The organism is Legionella bononiensis (genome assembly GCF_016786215.1).
Lineage (GTDB): Bacteria > Pseudomonadota > Gammaproteobacteria > Legionellales > Legionellaceae > Legionella > Legionella bononiensis.
The window spans coordinates 1-15745 of the sequence record NZ_JADOBG010000020.1 but is presented as its reverse complement, the minus strand read 5'-3'; the positions used below and the strand labels follow the sequence as shown (position 1 = coordinate 15745).

Here is a 15745-nt window from a genome sequence, read left to right as displayed (position 1 = left end):
TTTATTAAAAATAAAAAGGGGTGCTATTATTTGGGTCCATTCTGCACGGGGATATCCAGAGCATCATTTGTAGGTTCACTGTCTACAACTCGACTGTCTGTCTTCGCTGAGCTAAAGAAGCTTTGAGGTGTATCAAACACTGATTTAGGCTGATATTTTTTCGGAACAACACTTTCGAGAGGTTCAGGACCCATGACTTTACCAATCCCAGCAACCAGCGAAAAGATTACCGCAGTAAGCCCCATTCGAAGTGGTAATTGTTTTGCAGCACTCTTACCGAAGTCTTTTAGAACAAGCTTGGGATCCTCATTAAAGCTAAAATAGAATTCTTTAACCAGGCTAAATGCACTTTTATTATATAATTTTCCATCTACAACAGTCGACCTAACCGCTAAAGCATCCTTAAATGCAGCTAATGGAAACGTCAGTCCAGCAGCAAATACGCCACTTAAAGCACCAGCAGTAAAATGCAGCATACGCTCATCGTGTATTGGTAATTTCTTCGCTATTTGATCTTCAAGCAAGCATAAGGAAGCAAAGTTAATAACCCCAGAGGCATACCTTGGAGTAAACCCACCTGCCAACAATCTGCTCGAGTTATGAATAGTTTTCCATTTAAAATCATCCGGAAGAAGGCCAGGCACCTTTTTCAATTGTGAGAGTGACTCAGGTATTTGCGTTATCACCACCTCACCTGCAGCCAACGACATTACATGAGCAAGGTTTGTTAATTTAGAAGGCTTACTTTCTTCAACAAGCGCCTTTTCTTCCTTCGTAAATCCTTCTTCTCTAATCAACCCTTCTTCTATGGGCTTTGAGCCCTTTGCACCGGTTACATACGCAGTCCTTACTGCTGAGCCTGAAAGTGACGCGCTAGTTCCTCGATATAATGCTCCTAGCAAACCGAACACACCACCAGAAAATGGAGGGATTAACGTACCATTTTTAGCTTGACTCAGTAACATGGCTTTAATTGGACCTTGTGTTGCAACAATACTGGCACTGGTAAAAAAAGCCACTGTAGTAAAGTTTGCCAAATCCCAACTTTTTTGATACATCATTTGAGCTGGTGGCAAAAATGAAAAAGTTGGTTTTGAATTTGACGCAAATCCTTGTGCTGGTGTCGCTGATGGAGTCTCAGCCGCGCCACCTGTTTTTGGTTCAGATTTACTGTACATAATTCACCCTTTGTTACTTTATTAATACTAATTTGTATTGTAATGACTTTTTATTAACTAAATATTAACAAAGAGGGCGTTTTGATAACACCAGGAGTGATTTGTGTTCATAAACGGTTGGTTTGATAAAATTAACTGAAATCGGTATTAATCCAGAGGAGTGCTGACGTTATTATCTATAAATTGGCGTTAGTTATACTATATAACAAGTGTTCAATAAGCCTATTGCTAAAGTACTGTCAAAAGAAACAAACTGAATAATGACTCTGTCTGGAAAATCCGTTCCTTGCCCTCAATTACTTTAAATAATGGCTGTGGCTTTGCACTATAAATAATTAACTTTATAAAGCAGATTACGTTGGAGAACCCAAATAATCCAAACACACAGCACTATTTCTAGCCACCTCGAGTTCTCCAACCGTTAAAATAGGACGCCCCAGATTTCTCAGATACGAAAACATCGATTGACGTGAGATCTCACTCAAGCTTAGGCTAGGTGAATGTAACGCTTCTTTAAAAGCATCTATAATACTACTGACCAGTTTTAAACCTGTCATTGAAATGGTTACCTTTGAATTATCTGCCCTGCTAACAAAAGCATAAAACAAAAGTGAGCGTCCTGGCTGGTTCAAATTAATTTGAATTAATCTGTTTCCAATATAATTAGCACAATTATCCAGAAAAATAATCCTGGTTTTAGTTAAGTCATACAACTCCAGTAACATTCTCAAACTGGCTTTATCCTGAGGATCGAATTTCTTCAATAAATGAGTAAAAAGGATATTCACACGGAAGCGTTTTAATAAATCATTGCAATTTTGCGCATAAGTCTGGACTAAATCATCAAGAAATTGATTAATATGCGGCGTTATAACAGAGCTGGTTGGCTTAAAATGCAATAAGGCATGGAGCAATAATTCGGGTTCATACCAAAATATATCCAGCTTATCCAGCCTTCCTTGTCCTACACACTCATACCATCGTGTTGTAGAATAAAAATGTGAAATCCACGAAAATATACCCATTTTTACAGGAACCGGCGCAAAAAATTGTTCCTTCACCAATAAATAGATGTCCTCTAAATCATGCTCCCTGTTTTCACTTAGTGCAGGTAAAAAATACTGATAAATTTCCTTTGCTTGGGGAAAAACATAATTGTTCAGATCCCATAAACTGATTGTCCCGCCGGTAAAAGGCCACATTTCAAAAGCAGTAGTCATCAAGGATACGATTAAGCAGTAACATTGATGCAACTGTTCATTATAAGGTACAGAAGAGGATGCTACCGTCTGACTGCTGCTACTGCTGGACTGCTGATCAGGCAAGGAACTGTATACAGATTTCAAAGCACCAAGACAGCTCTTCAATGCTGGATTAATGCTATATAACCATAACAACAATGCATTAAGCAAATTATCCAAATCATAACTACGAGACATGTTTATAGCGATTAAAAAGTCCAGTAAATAATAGTCTCGCGATTGAAAGGAAATGTGTTGTCCATAAAAATAATTAATATTATTTAAATCACCGTGTGATACGAGCTTAAAAAACTCTTTGGCAGCCTTTTTAAAAATCGCATAGTCTGCCCCGGCACATTTCAAGTTAAAATAGTGTTCTACCAAGCTTAATAAACGCGGCAATAACTCAAAAGGCATTTCCCCCCTATCCAAAAGATGAGGAAAAACTTTTCTATTCATAAAATCCCAGAAGTTTACAAAAACTTCACTGCCGATTTTAAAATCACCATTAGTCTGTTTACACGATTTCAGTCTGCTTAGCTCGTCTATGGTTACCAAATTTAATTTAGTATTTGAGATATCCCGATAAGTAGACAGTCTTAATCCATTATTTAATAAATGCTCACAAAACCCTCTCTTACGGTACAGAGTTTTTCCTCCATGCCCTACATAAAAGTTTTCCATTCGGGTTGTTTCAGTTAAAAAAGTTAAATTATTGAAATCTTTGAGGTTGGTTATAGAAGGAATCAATACCTGATAAAGATGCATGCCGGTAAACTCAGCTAATTCCTGGGCAAAACTGATCCATATCTGATTTATCCCTTGGCAGTTCAAGGTATAATCATCTTCAGTATCAATTACACTGTTCCAGCGTTCTTTATAAGATTTCAATAAAAACTGGACATCTGCAGGACTAATAGTAGCCGCTTGTTCTCTATTTTTAAACTGAGCTATGATGGATTGATTTAATCGGGTATCACAGGGAATTAATGTACCTGACGCTCCTAATTCCTGTGTAAGCTGTATCACTCTGAACACTAACATCTAAAATAACAATCCTTTACAAAATCAAAATTGGACAAAGTATAACTGTTCAATAAATAACAAATCCTAATAATACCCTAATCCAAGAACCAAGATAAGCATTTACATCAAATAATCAATAATGATTCTTCACATTTATCTTAAATTCAATATAAATCCATCTATAAAGTTATATTGGATAGAGTCTCACTAAATGCCACTTTCGACACAAGGGATTCAAATACAAATAGAGCATCCCGTATAAAACACGGTATATTGACAATACATCAGTACATTCTAGTACAGTCCTTACTGGGCTTGAATTCAATGTCGTTGTATGTGTTTAAGTTTGATGAGGGGTTGTTAATCTTGTTACAATCATCTGTCTTCACATGATGAGCATAAATGATTGACATTTGACCGATGGACTCATCATGGCTTGTGTGTAAATGACCTGCTAATGGATTTCTCTCGCAATGGCGTAGAGACTTAGAGTAAATACTTGGAGTGTGTGAAGAACCAGACATTGGAGCCAACCTACATACAACACTCATTAATAGATCAGTCACGTTTTCTTCATTAAGAACAGGGAGATCCATATCGATGAATAAGTGCACACTGATAATGCCTGCAATAGTATATCTATTGCTTATAACCATGGGAACGAGTTCTTTTGCAAGTCAATATCAAGATAACTGGGAAGAGTATCTCGATGGTTCAGTTGGCAGGAACATTTACTATCTCTATACCCAGGTAATGAGCAGTTCATTTCAGAACAAAGCAAAATATAGAGCTCTTGATTTAGGATCCGGGGCTGGCGATGTCGCTCTTAATCTTGCTTCATTAGGCTGGGATGTTACCTGCGTTGATACGTCGAAACGAGCAGGTAAGATAATTAATGAGCGAATGAACTTCATTAATGGTTCATTTAATTTTCAATTGTCAGAGTTTGAAAACGCTACGTTAAGTGGAAAATATGATTTTGTGTTATCCTTTTTTTCCTTACCTTTTGGTGATAAAAATAATCTGCCCTATCTCATCAAAAAAATCAGTCAACATATGAAGCCGGATGCACTGTTTGCCGTTAACTTTTTTGGTAATAAACATACCTTTGTAAAGAATGGCAAAGCTTATGGCATAAGCCAGGATGAATTAAAAAGTATTTTAACTTCAAATGGATTTGAAATTAGGTACTTTCTGCATCGTTATTATAAACAGGCAGGAGGGAATGGTGAATCAGTTAACTGGGATATATTCGACGTTATAGCAAAAAAAAGTCAGGGCTCATAATCATATTGCGGGGCAAGACTGTACTTAAAGTTTGATTATCAGAGCATAAAAACATAAATCACCTGGATTACCCCGATGGCCTGGTCTAGTATCCATATAAATTAATCTATAATAATGCTAATGTCGTACTTAAGGATGACTAATGAACTTGATACAATGGAACTGTATTAATTATAAACCTGGGGAGCTCATTTCGTCATTTAATACAACAGTTATGACCCTTTTCAATAGGTTGCCGACCAAAGGTCTTATGAAATTAACGTGTATATTGACGATCATTTTTTTAGCTCTGACGATGCGATGATGATTGAGCAAGCTTAAGTTATTTCTGGGGAACGCCATGACATTATATATCTATTGGTTTTTGCTGGCTTTGATTCTACTTGGGCTGGAGATGGCAACTGGAACGTTTTATTTATTAATCGTAGCGATTGCGATGGCTGTTGGTGGTATCTTCGCTCTGATAGGTATGGCGTTTTCGGCACAACTGACACTGGCAGGATTGGCGAGTATCGCAGGTATCGTTTTGTTGCGCCGCTGGAAGAGCGAACATACTTCTGATGCATCGGCTCTAAGCCTGGACATCGGTCAGCCAGTAGAAGTGTTAACCTGGCGAGATGATGGCACAGCACGTGTCTTTTATCGCGGTACCGAATGGAATGCAGAACTGGAAACAAAAGAGATTGGGCATGAGGGTAGCTTTTGTATAAAGGATATACGAGGTTCTGTTCTTATATTAACAAATCGAAAACCGATTTGACTTACTGATTAACTGTATGGAGGCGTTATGGAAATTGCATTGTTGATTTTGATTGTAGCCGTTATTTTTATCGTTACGGCACTCAAGGTTGTGCCACAACAAAATTCCTGGATAATTGAACGACTGGGGAGGTTTCATGCGGCCTTATTACCCGGATTGAATGTCGTCATCCCGTTTATCGACAGAGTCGCCTACAAACATATGCTCAAGGAAGTCCCTCTGGATGTTCCCAGCCAGATTTGCATCACTAAGGACAACACACAATTACAAGTGGACGGTATATTATATTTTCAGGTGACTGACCCCAAACTTGCATCTTATGGCACCAGTGATTACGTGTTGGCGATTACTCAGCTCGCTCAAACCACATTGCGATCGGTGATAGGAAAAATGGAACTGGATAAAACATTCGAAGAACGAGAACACATTAATGCCGCTGTCGTTGCCGCCCTTGATGAGGCTGCTACGAGCTGGGGAGTGAAAGTATTACGTTACGAAATTAAAGATTTAACCCCGCCCAAGGAAATTATACATGCCATGCAGGCACAGATTACTGCAGAACGAGAGAAACGCGCCCTAATCGCAGCCTCCGAGGGTCGCAAGCAGGAGCAAATTAACATTGCTACCGGTGAACGAGAAGCATTTATTCAGAGATCAGAAGGTGAGAAACAATCTGCAATTAACCGCGCACAAGGTGAGGCTGAGGCCATTAAAGCAGTAGCTTCGGCTAATGCACAAGCCATTCAACAAATTGCGCAGGCCATACAATCAACCGGTGGTATGGAGGCAGTTAATTTCAAAGTGGCTGAACAATATGTAGACGCTTTTGCTCGAGTAGCCAAAGAGGGCAATACGCTCATACTCCCGGGCAACCTGGCAGATCTGGGAGGATTAGTTGCGACGGCCATGAGTATAGTAAAAAGTAAAAAATAATCCTGAAAAGGGATTATGAATCATTAAATCCCAATTTATCAGGCAGTTAATGTGAGTTTTAAGGAAACAGCGTCATGAGTACCATGATAGACACCAGTTATGATATTCTGCGCTGTTCTGATATTAATAATTTCCTTCTGGTAAAAAGCATGGCCATAACTGAAATCTATGGTTAGATTTTCCAGCAGTTGATACCCCATAGAAGAACCAACAGTCAAACTATCGCCAGTACCTATCTGAAACATCCCATTTGATGGGGACTGATTATAAGTTCCCGCTACTCTGACTTTCCATTTTGACGACATATTATAAATAGTACCCAAGGTCAAAAGCCAACTGTTGTGAAAGTTATAGTCTATACGAGCCTGGGGGACAATAAAGGCTCGACGTCCCGATTGCGTTGCAAAATTATAAATATAAGCCTCTTTAAATATATCCCATTGGAGGTATTGAATGGTTCCTATAAAACCAAGTTTTTCATTTAGAAAATGACTAAGTGAGATAACACTTCTCGCTGGAGTCCAGAATTTAAAATGAAAATCATCCGAAGCAATAAACTGCGGACTGGTAATTGTACTGGTGCCATGAAAATGATAAGTAACAGCACTGCGATAATTAAAACCCAAAGTGGTACTTTTACTCAGTTGAATCAAAATCCCCAAATCACCACCTAAACTATTTGCTTTACTATTATTATGACTTCGACTGTCAGGAATATTTAAACGGGTCACCCCTGAAACAGGCTCTTGTATCAAGTGGGCATGAGTAATATTAAGATTACCGCCTATAGAAAGGAATTCATTGATTTTAATGCCAATCCCCGGTACTAAATCCACATCATTAGTTTGATTACGCGCCAGAACGTAGCGAAGAACAGAATGATCATCCAGATCCCGATTAAAATCATTGGCTACGATAGCAAAACCGGCAGCGAATTTATCATTAATGGGAAAACTGACGTACATGGAAGGTAAAGAAAAATTTGATTTTGTCGTGACTGTTCCGTACTCGGTAAGACCAAACGGTACTTGTTGAGCGCTCCCGGTAAATTGAGATTGTGCGCGTGCCAATGTGCCCAAAAGGATAAGTTGCTGATGAGGAATAATAGTTAAAGCCGCCGGATTAAAATAAACGGCAGTGGCGTCCTTAACTACAGCTGCTCCGAGTGTTTGCTCAATAAAAGAGGCATGCACTGACCAACAGAATAAGAATAGGCCTAAAGTCACATACTGCTTAAAACCAATTAATTTTGCCATTAACTTCCAGTTTAAGGTTATATTCGTTTTCTATTTGTAAGAACTTTTTATGAGGTTAATCAAACTTAAGTCAGGATATAATATATACCATAGAATTCAGTTTTACTGTATTTGTGTAATTTAATGATGTGCACCGATTTTATGCGCTATAGTATATACAACCTTATCTGATAGAGAGCGCCATGGCAGACGTCATTAATCTTAATAAAAAGAGAAAAGCTAAAATTAAATTGGAAAAAGAAAAAATGTCTTCTGAAAATCGCATAAAGTTCGGAAGGACCAAACAAGAAAAGCAGATAGAGCAACAAGACTATGAACGCAACCAACGCCATCTTGATGGTCACAAATTGGAACAAATAGACAAAAATACAGACTAGGGTCTGGTGACAGTTTACCTGCTGCCTACGTGCCGCGGTTTATCTCTGAACGATCCTCATTTTTTACATATCACCCTCTACAATTCCCCGTCACCCTCCGCGAAGGCGGAGGGTCCATTCTTTATCATTTAATTGGTCATTCACATAACTGCAATATTCGTGTGTACCCAAACCCTTTTAATGAGACTCATTATAATTCATGAATATAACGTTCCCTTTTTTATTAGTTGCAATGTACTGATATGAATATTTTTTATGGCTTTGGGGCCTCGGAAATACCCTATATGGACCCTCCGCCTTCGCGGAGGGTGACGAGAATGATGTGGTCTAATAAATGTAGACACCGAAGTTAATAGGGATTAAAAGGATAATTACTTAATTAAGGTGGAAAGATGAGTACAAAATACACAAAGGAATTTAAGGAAGGGCAGCAAAATTAGTAACGGAACATGGCTACAGTCAAGCTGTGACAGGAAGAAGGCTAGGAGTGAGTGATAAAAATATCAACCGCTGGGTAAAAGAAAGTAAGCAAATTCCTGCGTCAAAACCCCCACTGAGTGCAGAACAAGAGGAATTAAAAAAGTTGCGAAAGGAAGTGACTCAACTCAGGATGGAGCGCGAAATTTTAAAAAAGGCAGCCACCTTCTTTGCTCAAGAACAGAAATAAGATACCGATTTATTACTGAGCATGGTAAGGTGTACCCGATTAACTTATTATGTGTAGCGATGAGAGTTAATCGAAGTGGTTACTATCGTTATCTAAAGAAGAGCTCGCTACCCAAGCAGGATGGAGATATGCGATTACATGTTGAAATAAAAGCGCTTCATAAACAAACCGACAAGAGTTATGGAAGTCGCCGCATCTCAAAAGCATTGAAAGCAAAAGGTCTTAACGTAGGCCGCTATAAAACCAGGTCTTTAATGAAAGAAATGGGACTTGAATGTAAAAAACGGCGTCGCTTTAAGGTTACAACGCAGAGTAAACATCACTTTCCTATTGCGGAAAACAAGTTTAATAGAGTATTTAACGTCAACCAGCCTAATCGTGTTTAGATGGCGGATATTACTTATCTTTGGACGCAAGAAGGCTATTTATATCTAGCGGCTGTTCTCGATTTATTTTCACAGCGAATAGTAGGGTGGTCTTTGGCAGAGAATATGCGAGAAGGACTCATTAAGGAAGCCCTTTTAATGGCTTTAACTAAGCGCTGCCCCACTAGTGAACTAATGCATCACTCTGACCGTGGAAGTCAATATGCGAGTTCAGATTACCAACAGTTATTAGGACAACATCAGATTACTGTTAATATGAGCCGTAAAGGGAATTGCTGGGATAATGCTGTAATGGAGCGTTTTTTTGGAAGTCTCAAAACAGAGCGTACCAAAGGTAAATGCTACTCATCGCATGAGTATGCAAAAAATGATGTAATTGATTACATAGAAAATTTTTATAACTCTAATCAGTTACATTCAACATTAAACTACATGAGTCCTAAACAATTTGAAAAGATAAACAGCCCCCTCTTTAACTAGCTGTCTATTTTTACTTGACCAGATCATGTTAGGCTGGATCAATATATTAAGCCCGAATAGATTAGGATCAGAGGATACCTTGAGATATATCACACCTAGTTGAATACAGTTTAATTTCTTTATTTCCTTCCCGGTTGCATTTCCCCTTATTCCATTAATGAACTGAATATAAGTAAGAATTTCTTGCGCACACTAAATTTTTATCCCCACTAAAAAAGTGTATAGGTTATACGCATATTGAATAAAGGCATTCATATTCTCGTCATTTAAAAATAGTTAAATAGAACTATGAGAGTTGATTCCTACTCTTCAATTTATTTTCTAGAGGAAAATAAAATGCCTAATAAAATTATGTTTGTTTTTGCGGGAACCGGTCGAACTGCACAGAGTGATAGAGACACGTTCGAAGAAGAACAATTTAACGAGAATGTTATCAGAGTGTATTTCAATGGTTGTCATGATAAATCCATTGGCGGAGCTTCGAATGGCATCGGTTATATCAATCCTAATTTAGATACAGTTGCCGGAAAAATAAGAGATTCTTTTGATGACGTTGGTCAATTAGATTTAGCCGAATTAAAAGAGAAATTTGGAAACGCGATTATTATCGAACCACAAGATTCTATAGATAAAAAGGTAGCAGTAGAAGATATCAGCTTAACCGGATTTAGTCGTGGGGCAGTAACAACGTTTGCTGTAGCAAGGCATTTAAATGATTTAGGGAAACCTATTAGGCTTTTTGCCGTAGATCCGGTTCCGGGTGATAGTAAATATGATGTAAAAAAAACAAGCTCAGAGTTTTATAAGAATCACGACTTACGTGAATGTACCAATTTAGTCGAAGCTGAAGTGATATTGGGAGCTTATAAAAATAATGTAAATGCCTTCCATAATAAATTTTTCCGCCAAATGGCTCCATTTTTTAGTGAATCGAGCAAATCAGCAATTTATACCGTACCTAAAACTCATCATTCACACATGAGTTATAAAGCCGAGAATCAACAACTTGATTTCCTTATTCATGGCGGAGTTTTATCTGAGAACACGAAACGTTATGGTGAGGCAGATGACAGAATGACTTTTACTCCAAAAATTATTCAGCAAAAGCATCATATTGGTGCGATTGGACGCATTGAAATGTTACCCCGCTTTAAGACAGCACTTTTTAAGTTAGTCACTACACATCATACGGAGCTATCAAAAGATTCTAGTATCAAAAGTGCGCAAGCTTTATATGCTTTAGATTTAGCACCTCAATTTAATCATAAAGAATCAATGATATTAGCTGTAGAACGAGATACAACATCTAAAGGCAAAGCGCTTAGGGAGTTCATAGTCGAATTTGAAAATATTAATCAATATGTATTTAGAAAAACTGGCAATGAAAAAAAACAGGAAGCTATGAATCAATTTAGAAAAGCAGTATATGAACAGTTATATTCATTTCCTATAGAAAATGCTACGCCAGAACAAAAACAAACGTTTGTTAATATAGTTTTAAATGATCTTAAATCAATAAAAAATGAATTATCAGGTAGTGAATATGGCGAGTTAACTACCTTAATGTCTTCATTTTTAAAAGAAAATATAATTTTTCATGCTGATTTAACACGATATTTGGATGAATCAGAAACTTTTAATGATAAACCGACCTCTTTAAAAACCCCGGAACAAGCTATGGTCACCATCAGCACAGCAAAAACTGCCGATGAAATGATTGAGATACTCTATCGAATGTCTGAGACTTCAAGAGCATGTGCCTTTGATAAAATTCCTAAAAATGTATATGAAGTTATTACGGATGCTAACCAGCTTGGAGATGTATTACGTTTTTTACCTATCAAGCATATTGAAGCTCTTTTAAAAGTTAACGAGATTAAAACATTAATTAAAAGCATTGATGATCTTAACATTATTATGAATAAATCATTTTCAGCTTCGCAACAGACTGCAATTTTTAATACAATGAAAGGTGACATCCATGCTATGGAACTCAACTGTTCAGCACTAGGTGATTTGATGCAGCATTTATCATCTTCACAATGCAAGTCATTAGCTGCCAAAGTAGATTTTAGTAAAATACATATGAATTCAAGCAAAGATATTATTTCATTATTTGAAAAATTAAACGAAAAGCAGTTCAATAAAGTATTTCCTGAACTGTCTAAAGAAATCAAAAACTATTTAGATAAAAGAATAGGTCAAGATAATGGTCTCGAGCTTAAAGCTTACTTAGAAAAGAGAGTATCAGAACCTGGTGCAAAGAAAGTTTTCGATAATATCTTTCCGGATATAACACCAAAAATTGAGTCTCAGCGGAATCTTAAACAGCAATTAGCATTCGAACGAAAGCTCAGTCAAGAAAAGGAACATAAAAGTGATATTGAGCATAATGCAGATGACTCATTTGATGTGTCATACCGTAGTGTTATGCTGAATTAATAAATGTGGGAGAAATGGTATAAAAGTAGTAATCAATTACTTTGTAGATAATAGAACAGCATCTATGTAACAAAAAAGTAATTAAAGCTATTTCAATACCGACTATGATTTGGCAGTGACCAACCCTCATCATTTGAAGAATATTTTTAAGGGTGTTTTGATGCGTACCCCAAAGCTATTGGAGGGATTCCGCTAAGGCAAAAATTCGCATTTGTTACCTAATCTTCTATTTTTTGCCTCAGTTAAAAATGGGAGGAATTACCGATTGGTTTTTCTGAAATGTGTTGATAGTTCAGGGTTCGGTCTTGTAACTATTTTAGTTTATCCAAACTCCAGTTATTTCTTGACTCAAACTTAAAAAAAATGCATACCCTATACGTTATTTAAACATGCTCAATCACATTCACCTAATCCTGGCTTGATAAACTTTTAATTAGGAAGTGAGAAAACTTACCTAAAAGAAATGTTGCGGAGATGATCATGCCAGAACTAACTTACGAAAAATTGAACTTATCCAAGAAAGATGAGTATTTTGTTGCAATTGGTAAACAGGGTATTCACAGTTTTATGATGCTAGGAGTAATGAAAGATGGTTCTCCTAAGCTCCTAACACGAGTAGGAAAACAAAACGATGTTGGCCCTGATAGTCAAATGACTAAGATTGTAGAATCGCTTGGGGATGGCACCTTATCAAGATTAGTTGATGAGGGTATTTCCAGGAAACCAGATTCTGTTCGTCCCATGTCATATCAAGCTTATTCTATAAATTATGATCAAGCCAAGGATTTTATGGGCTTAATTTCTGATGTGGAAAAAAAGCAAATAGCAAATCCGAACATTAAAAAAGGCATGATGGATCTTTATAACGCTGGTACATCAGAAACAACAGTTATCCATAAAGAAGCCATTCGTAGTTACGTCCCAACTCAAGAAGAGGGAGATAATGTAACTTTTGAATGGAAAAAATTAAATGAATGTGATTTTAGCTCTACTGTTAAGAATAAGGATAAGGATAAGGATAAAATAAGTGAAGGTGTACAGCATATTCAAGTAAGTAATACGTGTCGAACCACTGCATTAAACATCGTTGAGGCAATCCTAGGATTTACTACGGATATATCGAAATATTTTTTTGTATCACCTAAATATGAAACTACCTTAGTTGGAGGACAACCTAATAAAGATAGTTTTTATATTTTGCCGCCACCACCTACAGTGAACAAAGAACATTTTTCAGCACAACAATTGGACACGTTAAATAAACTATATAAAAGATTGGAAGAAATTCCGAAGCTAAATCCTGATTCGAAAGAAACTCATGATAAATTTGAGGCTTTAAAGTCAACATATAAAGATATTATGGGAGAAAATAACCTAAGTGCTAATGATCTCCTGAAAAAAGTCTTAGAACACGAAAAGTCTCATTCCGAAGCTTTATATACGAAAAGAGAACCTAATTTTTTCAGCAGATTATTTTCAATAGAATCTTCTACTGAACAATTGTTTAAAGATTTTAAGAAAAATTTTCAAAATGAAATGGATAAAGTACGGTCGCAAGTTGAGGTTAATGAGGAAAACTCAGAAGAGCAAACAGATTTAGTTGCTTTAAAACCTCATATGGTATGACCTGGCGAATAAATAATAACGCATTGAGTATACTCATCAATTAGATATTTGCTTGTCTGCCTCTTGAACTGGAGAAGAAAATTTTCTTGCGATCTTATCAAAAGCGTCTTCAAGAGTATTAGCTTTTATGATTATTTCAAATATTGATAGACGAGACTCAATCTTTTCCAAATTGCGGCCGCCTGGATTTTCCACATATTCTTCGTTCTTTTCAAATCCCTGTGCAACAATTAGATGAATGGTTGAAATATCATCATGCATTGTTCAATGCGGTCGAAATTTTCCATAGAACAGGATAGGATTGCTGCTTTAATGGGATGTTCTCTTCATATGTGGAAGTAGCAGTAATAGGTGATACATATCCAGAACACTACTTAAGTAATAGAAATGATAATTCTGTGAATTTAACCTGGGCCAATACACCTTCTTTGCAAGAGGAGATTGCAGTTGCAAAATTTACCGATGAGTATCAAAAAATACACGCCAGTAAATATTTTCAGTTTCTACGTTCAAATTTTTTAAACTGCATTCCTCAAGATGCTTCCAATAGGGAAAAACTACAAATAATCAAAACGAACATTAAGGAAAACCCATCATCTACATCAGCTGAAGCTTGGACAAATTGTAAATTTACCAAGGAAACTTTAGAGTTAATAGGTACAATGAACGAAAGTCCTTCATCAAACATTACCCCAACTCAGAGCCCAGAAAATACGATACAAAAAACAATTAACTTTAAACAACTCTATTCACGGATAACCAGCAGAACGGAAGATCCTGAAGAACAACTGGACAGTACGGTGGATGAGTACGAAAGGCCTGGTATATGTGCTCCATAAAAGTACGCTTCTAATCCAGTATAGATTCCGAAGACCTAGAGGTATCGGAATCTATAGTGAATAATAGTCTGTTCTGATTGCTCTTCGTAAGCTAATAAACATCAATCTATTACGGTAAAATCAAGCCAGGAATACCTGGCATTTCTTTAAGTAGTACACTTTGAATAGTGTTTAGAATTATAAGAGTATAAAATTCCTGAATTTACCGCATAGTCATTACTCTATGAGCAATCGACGAGGGTTCCGCGACAGCATAAAACAGCGTTCCCCTAAAAAAATCATTCAAATTTTGTTCGGTGAGAACACCACCGCACAAATTCATTAGGTTAGTAAACGCGACTCTCTGAAGCGGTCTCAAAAGAGCTCGTATAAGTTCATCTGTACATGTTTTAGAACGTTTTTTTCCCAACTGTTCCACTAAACTATCAATATCTTCTTGTTCCAGTACTTCGCGACCATTCATGATTTGTTTTATCATGCTCCTCATCCGAGCTTCGTGGACATCCTGGTTTAGATTATCTACATTCTGGTTAAATACAGCAGTATGAGATTTCGGGTGCGTTAAATTGTGAGCCTCTTCAACAGGACGATCTATTTTTTTTGTCCCAGCGATCGCCCCTCCTATAACAATAAAAGTATTCAAATAAGCAGAAAGAGGCTCAAAGCCTAAATCTTTAAATCCCTGAACTACTGTTCCAAAATTTAGCGTTGATCTATTTTCAGAGTCAAAAAAACTAACATGCCGCATAAGACCGGTTCTATTAGCTAATTTTTCCTTAAAATAGGCTTGAATGGCCTCTCGATATTCATTCGGATAAAGTTTAGCTTGCTTGTCTAAATATTTTTCTAGCACTTCTTCTGATTTAATATTTGCTAAAGCAACTCGGAACACGTGAGGCTTAAATTCAGATGGTTCTTCCAACAGAATGGGTTCATTCACTAAATTCTGCTGTTGTACTGGAACGCCGAGAAAACTCAAAAGGTTAGGCATATCGTTATTCCTCTTTATATCGAATTGTTCATTATTAAAAATAGTAAAGGTTCAAAGGATACAGGTAAGCCTGATGGCATTCAACGCAGAATTTAATGATAAAAAGACAAAAAAAAAGCGGCTAAAAAGCCGCTTTCCTGGAATAAAACCCTGGCGATGACCTACTTTCGCATGAGGAGACCTCACACTATCATCGGCGCATGTTCGTTTCACTTCTGAGTTCGAGATGGGATCAGGTGGTTCCAAACCGCTATTG

The 15745-nt window shown here is 37.0% G+C and carries 14 protein-coding genes, 1 rRNA gene and 1 pseudogene; 10 read left to right on the top strand and 6 right to left on the bottom strand.

Annotated elements, in window-relative coordinates; genetic code table 11:
- Positions 1 to 26: 26 nt before the first annotated feature.
- Positions 27 to 1178 (bottom strand): hypothetical protein, encoded by a 1152-nt coding sequence (locus IZU94_RS11825; RefSeq protein ID WP_203110869.1) that lies wholly within the window; start codon positions 1176 to 1178, stop codon positions 27 to 29.
- A gap of 353 nt (positions 1179 to 1531) precedes the next feature.
- Complete coding sequence (locus IZU94_RS11820) at positions 1532 to 3448, bottom strand: hypothetical protein (protein WP_203110867.1); 1917 nt, start codon at positions 3446 to 3448, stop codon at positions 1532 to 1534.
- Between the two features lie 597 nt (positions 3449 to 4045).
- Between IZU94_RS11820 and IZU94_RS11815 the strand changes: the two genes are divergently transcribed.
- The 3 genes from IZU94_RS11815 to IZU94_RS11805 all read left to right on the top strand — a co-directional run bounded on the left by IZU94_RS11815 (position 4046) and on the right by IZU94_RS11805 (position 6425).
- Entirely contained in the window at positions 4046 to 4732 is a 687-nt protein-coding gene (locus IZU94_RS11815; protein ID WP_203110865.1) for a class I SAM-dependent DNA methyltransferase, read from the top strand.
- 340 nt (positions 4733 to 5072) lie between these two features.
- The gene (locus tag IZU94_RS11810; protein WP_203110863.1) at positions 5073 to 5492 is read left to right on the top strand and encodes an NfeD family protein; all 420 of its coding nucleotides are present in this window, start codon (positions 5073 to 5075) and stop codon (positions 5490 to 5492) included.
- A gap of 27 nt (positions 5493 to 5519) precedes the next feature.
- Complete coding sequence (locus IZU94_RS11805; RefSeq protein WP_203110861.1) at positions 5520 to 6425, top strand: SPFH domain-containing protein; 906 nt, start codon at positions 5520 to 5522, stop codon at positions 6423 to 6425.
- A 38-nt stretch (positions 6426 to 6463) separates the two neighbouring features.
- Here the strand turns inward: IZU94_RS11805 and IZU94_RS11800 are convergent, their stop codons facing one another.
- On the bottom strand, positions 6464 to 7681 hold the full coding sequence (locus IZU94_RS11800) for an OmpP1/FadL family transporter (RefSeq protein WP_203110859.1): 1218 nt from the start codon (positions 7679 to 7681) through the stop codon (positions 6464 to 6466).
- Between the two features lie 182 nt (positions 7682 to 7863).
- Between IZU94_RS11800 and IZU94_RS11795 the strand changes: the two genes are divergently transcribed.
- The 6 genes and pseudogenes from IZU94_RS11795 (at position 7864) to IZU94_RS11770 (ending at position 13659) form a co-directional block, all read left to right on the top strand.
- A complete protein-coding gene (locus IZU94_RS11795; RefSeq protein ID WP_203110857.1) occupies positions 7864 to 8058 on the top strand; it encodes a DUF4169 family protein in 195 nt (64 codons plus the stop codon).
- 436 nt (positions 8059 to 8494) lie between these two features.
- Positions 8495 to 8725 (top strand): annotated as a pseudogene (locus IZU94_RS11790) (transposase); the annotation flags it as partial.
- A 59-nt stretch (positions 8726 to 8784) separates the two neighbouring features.
- Positions 8785 to 9111 carry an IS3 family transposase gene (locus tag IZU94_RS11785; RefSeq protein ID WP_203110855.1) on the top strand — a complete coding sequence of 109 codons (327 nt, stop codon included), beginning with the start codon at positions 8785 to 8787 and terminating at the stop codon, positions 9109 to 9111.
- The gene (locus tag IZU94_RS11780; protein WP_203110853.1) at positions 9112 to 9591 is read left to right on the top strand and encodes an IS3 family transposase; all 480 of its coding nucleotides are present in this window, start codon (positions 9112 to 9114) and stop codon (positions 9589 to 9591) included. It abuts the gene before it with no gap.
- A 336-nt stretch (positions 9592 to 9927) separates the two neighbouring features.
- Positions 9928 to 12033 carry a hypothetical protein gene (locus IZU94_RS11775; protein ID WP_203110851.1) on the top strand — a complete coding sequence of 702 codons (2106 nt, stop codon included), beginning with the start codon at positions 9928 to 9930 and terminating at the stop codon, positions 12031 to 12033.
- Positions 12034 to 12513: 480 nt separating this feature from the next.
- Positions 12514 to 13659, top strand: a complete 1146-nt coding sequence (locus IZU94_RS11770) for a hypothetical protein (protein WP_203110848.1) — start codon at positions 12514 to 12516, stop codon at positions 13657 to 13659.
- Between the two features lie 36 nt (positions 13660 to 13695).
- On the opposite strand, the gene IZU94_RS11765 is transcribed toward IZU94_RS11770, so the two are convergent.
- Positions 13696 to 13920, bottom strand: a complete 225-nt coding sequence (locus tag IZU94_RS11765; RefSeq protein ID WP_203110846.1) for a hypothetical protein — start codon at positions 13918 to 13920, stop codon at positions 13696 to 13698.
- Between the two features lie 56 nt (positions 13921 to 13976).
- On the opposite strand from IZU94_RS11765, the gene IZU94_RS11760 reads away from it, so the two are divergent.
- A complete protein-coding gene (locus IZU94_RS11760) occupies positions 13977 to 14498 on the top strand; it encodes a hypothetical protein (protein WP_203110844.1) in 522 nt (173 codons plus the stop codon).
- 202 nt (positions 14499 to 14700) lie between these two features.
- Here the strand turns inward: IZU94_RS11760 and IZU94_RS11755 are convergent, their stop codons facing one another.
- The gene (locus IZU94_RS11755; RefSeq protein ID WP_203110842.1) at positions 14701 to 15489 is read right to left on the bottom strand and encodes a caleosin family protein; all 789 of its coding nucleotides are present in this window, start codon (positions 15487 to 15489) and stop codon (positions 14701 to 14703) included.
- 148 nt (positions 15490 to 15637) lie between these two features.
- Positions 15638 to 15745 (bottom strand): 5S ribosomal RNA (gene rrf / locus IZU94_RS11750); the annotation flags it as partial.

Excerpts from the sequence above, each read along its gene's own strand:
- IZU94_RS11825 (WP_203110869.1), bottom strand. The coding sequence starts at position 1,178 with ATGTACAGTAAATCTGAACCAAAAACAGGTGGCGCGGCTGAGACTCCA.
- IZU94_RS11815 (WP_203110865.1), top strand. The coding sequence starts at position 4,046 with ATGAATAAGTGCACACTGATAATGCCTGCAATAGTATATCTATTGCTT.
- IZU94_RS11810 (WP_203110863.1), top strand. The coding sequence starts at position 5,073 with ATGACATTATATATCTATTGGTTTTTGCTGGCTTTGATTCTACTTGGG.
- IZU94_RS11805 (WP_203110861.1), top strand. The coding sequence starts at position 5,520 with ATGGAAATTGCATTGTTGATTTTGATTGTAGCCGTTATTTTTATCGTT.
- IZU94_RS11800 (WP_203110859.1), bottom strand. The coding sequence starts at position 7,681 with ATGGCAAAATTAATTGGTTTTAAGCAGTATGTGACTTTAGGCCTATTC.
- IZU94_RS11795 (WP_203110857.1), top strand. The coding sequence starts at position 7,864 with ATGGCAGACGTCATTAATCTTAATAAAAAGAGAAAAGCTAAAATTAAA.
- IZU94_RS11785 (WP_203110855.1), top strand. The coding sequence starts at position 8,785 with ATGAGAGTTAATCGAAGTGGTTACTATCGTTATCTAAAGAAGAGCTCG.
- IZU94_RS11780 (WP_203110853.1), top strand. The coding sequence starts at position 9,112 with ATGGCGGATATTACTTATCTTTGGACGCAAGAAGGCTATTTATATCTA.
- IZU94_RS11775 (WP_203110851.1), top strand. The coding sequence starts at position 9,928 with ATGCCTAATAAAATTATGTTTGTTTTTGCGGGAACCGGTCGAACTGCA.
- IZU94_RS11770 (WP_203110848.1), top strand. The coding sequence starts at position 12,514 with ATGCCAGAACTAACTTACGAAAAATTGAACTTATCCAAGAAAGATGAG.
- IZU94_RS11765 (WP_203110846.1), bottom strand. The coding sequence starts at position 13,920 with ATGCATGATGATATTTCAACCATTCATCTAATTGTTGCACAGGGATTT.
- IZU94_RS11760 (WP_203110844.1), top strand. The coding sequence starts at position 13,977 with ATGTTCTCTTCATATGTGGAAGTAGCAGTAATAGGTGATACATATCCA.
- IZU94_RS11755 (WP_203110842.1), bottom strand. The coding sequence starts at position 15,489 with ATGCCTAACCTTTTGAGTTTTCTCGGCGTTCCAGTACAACAGCAGAAT.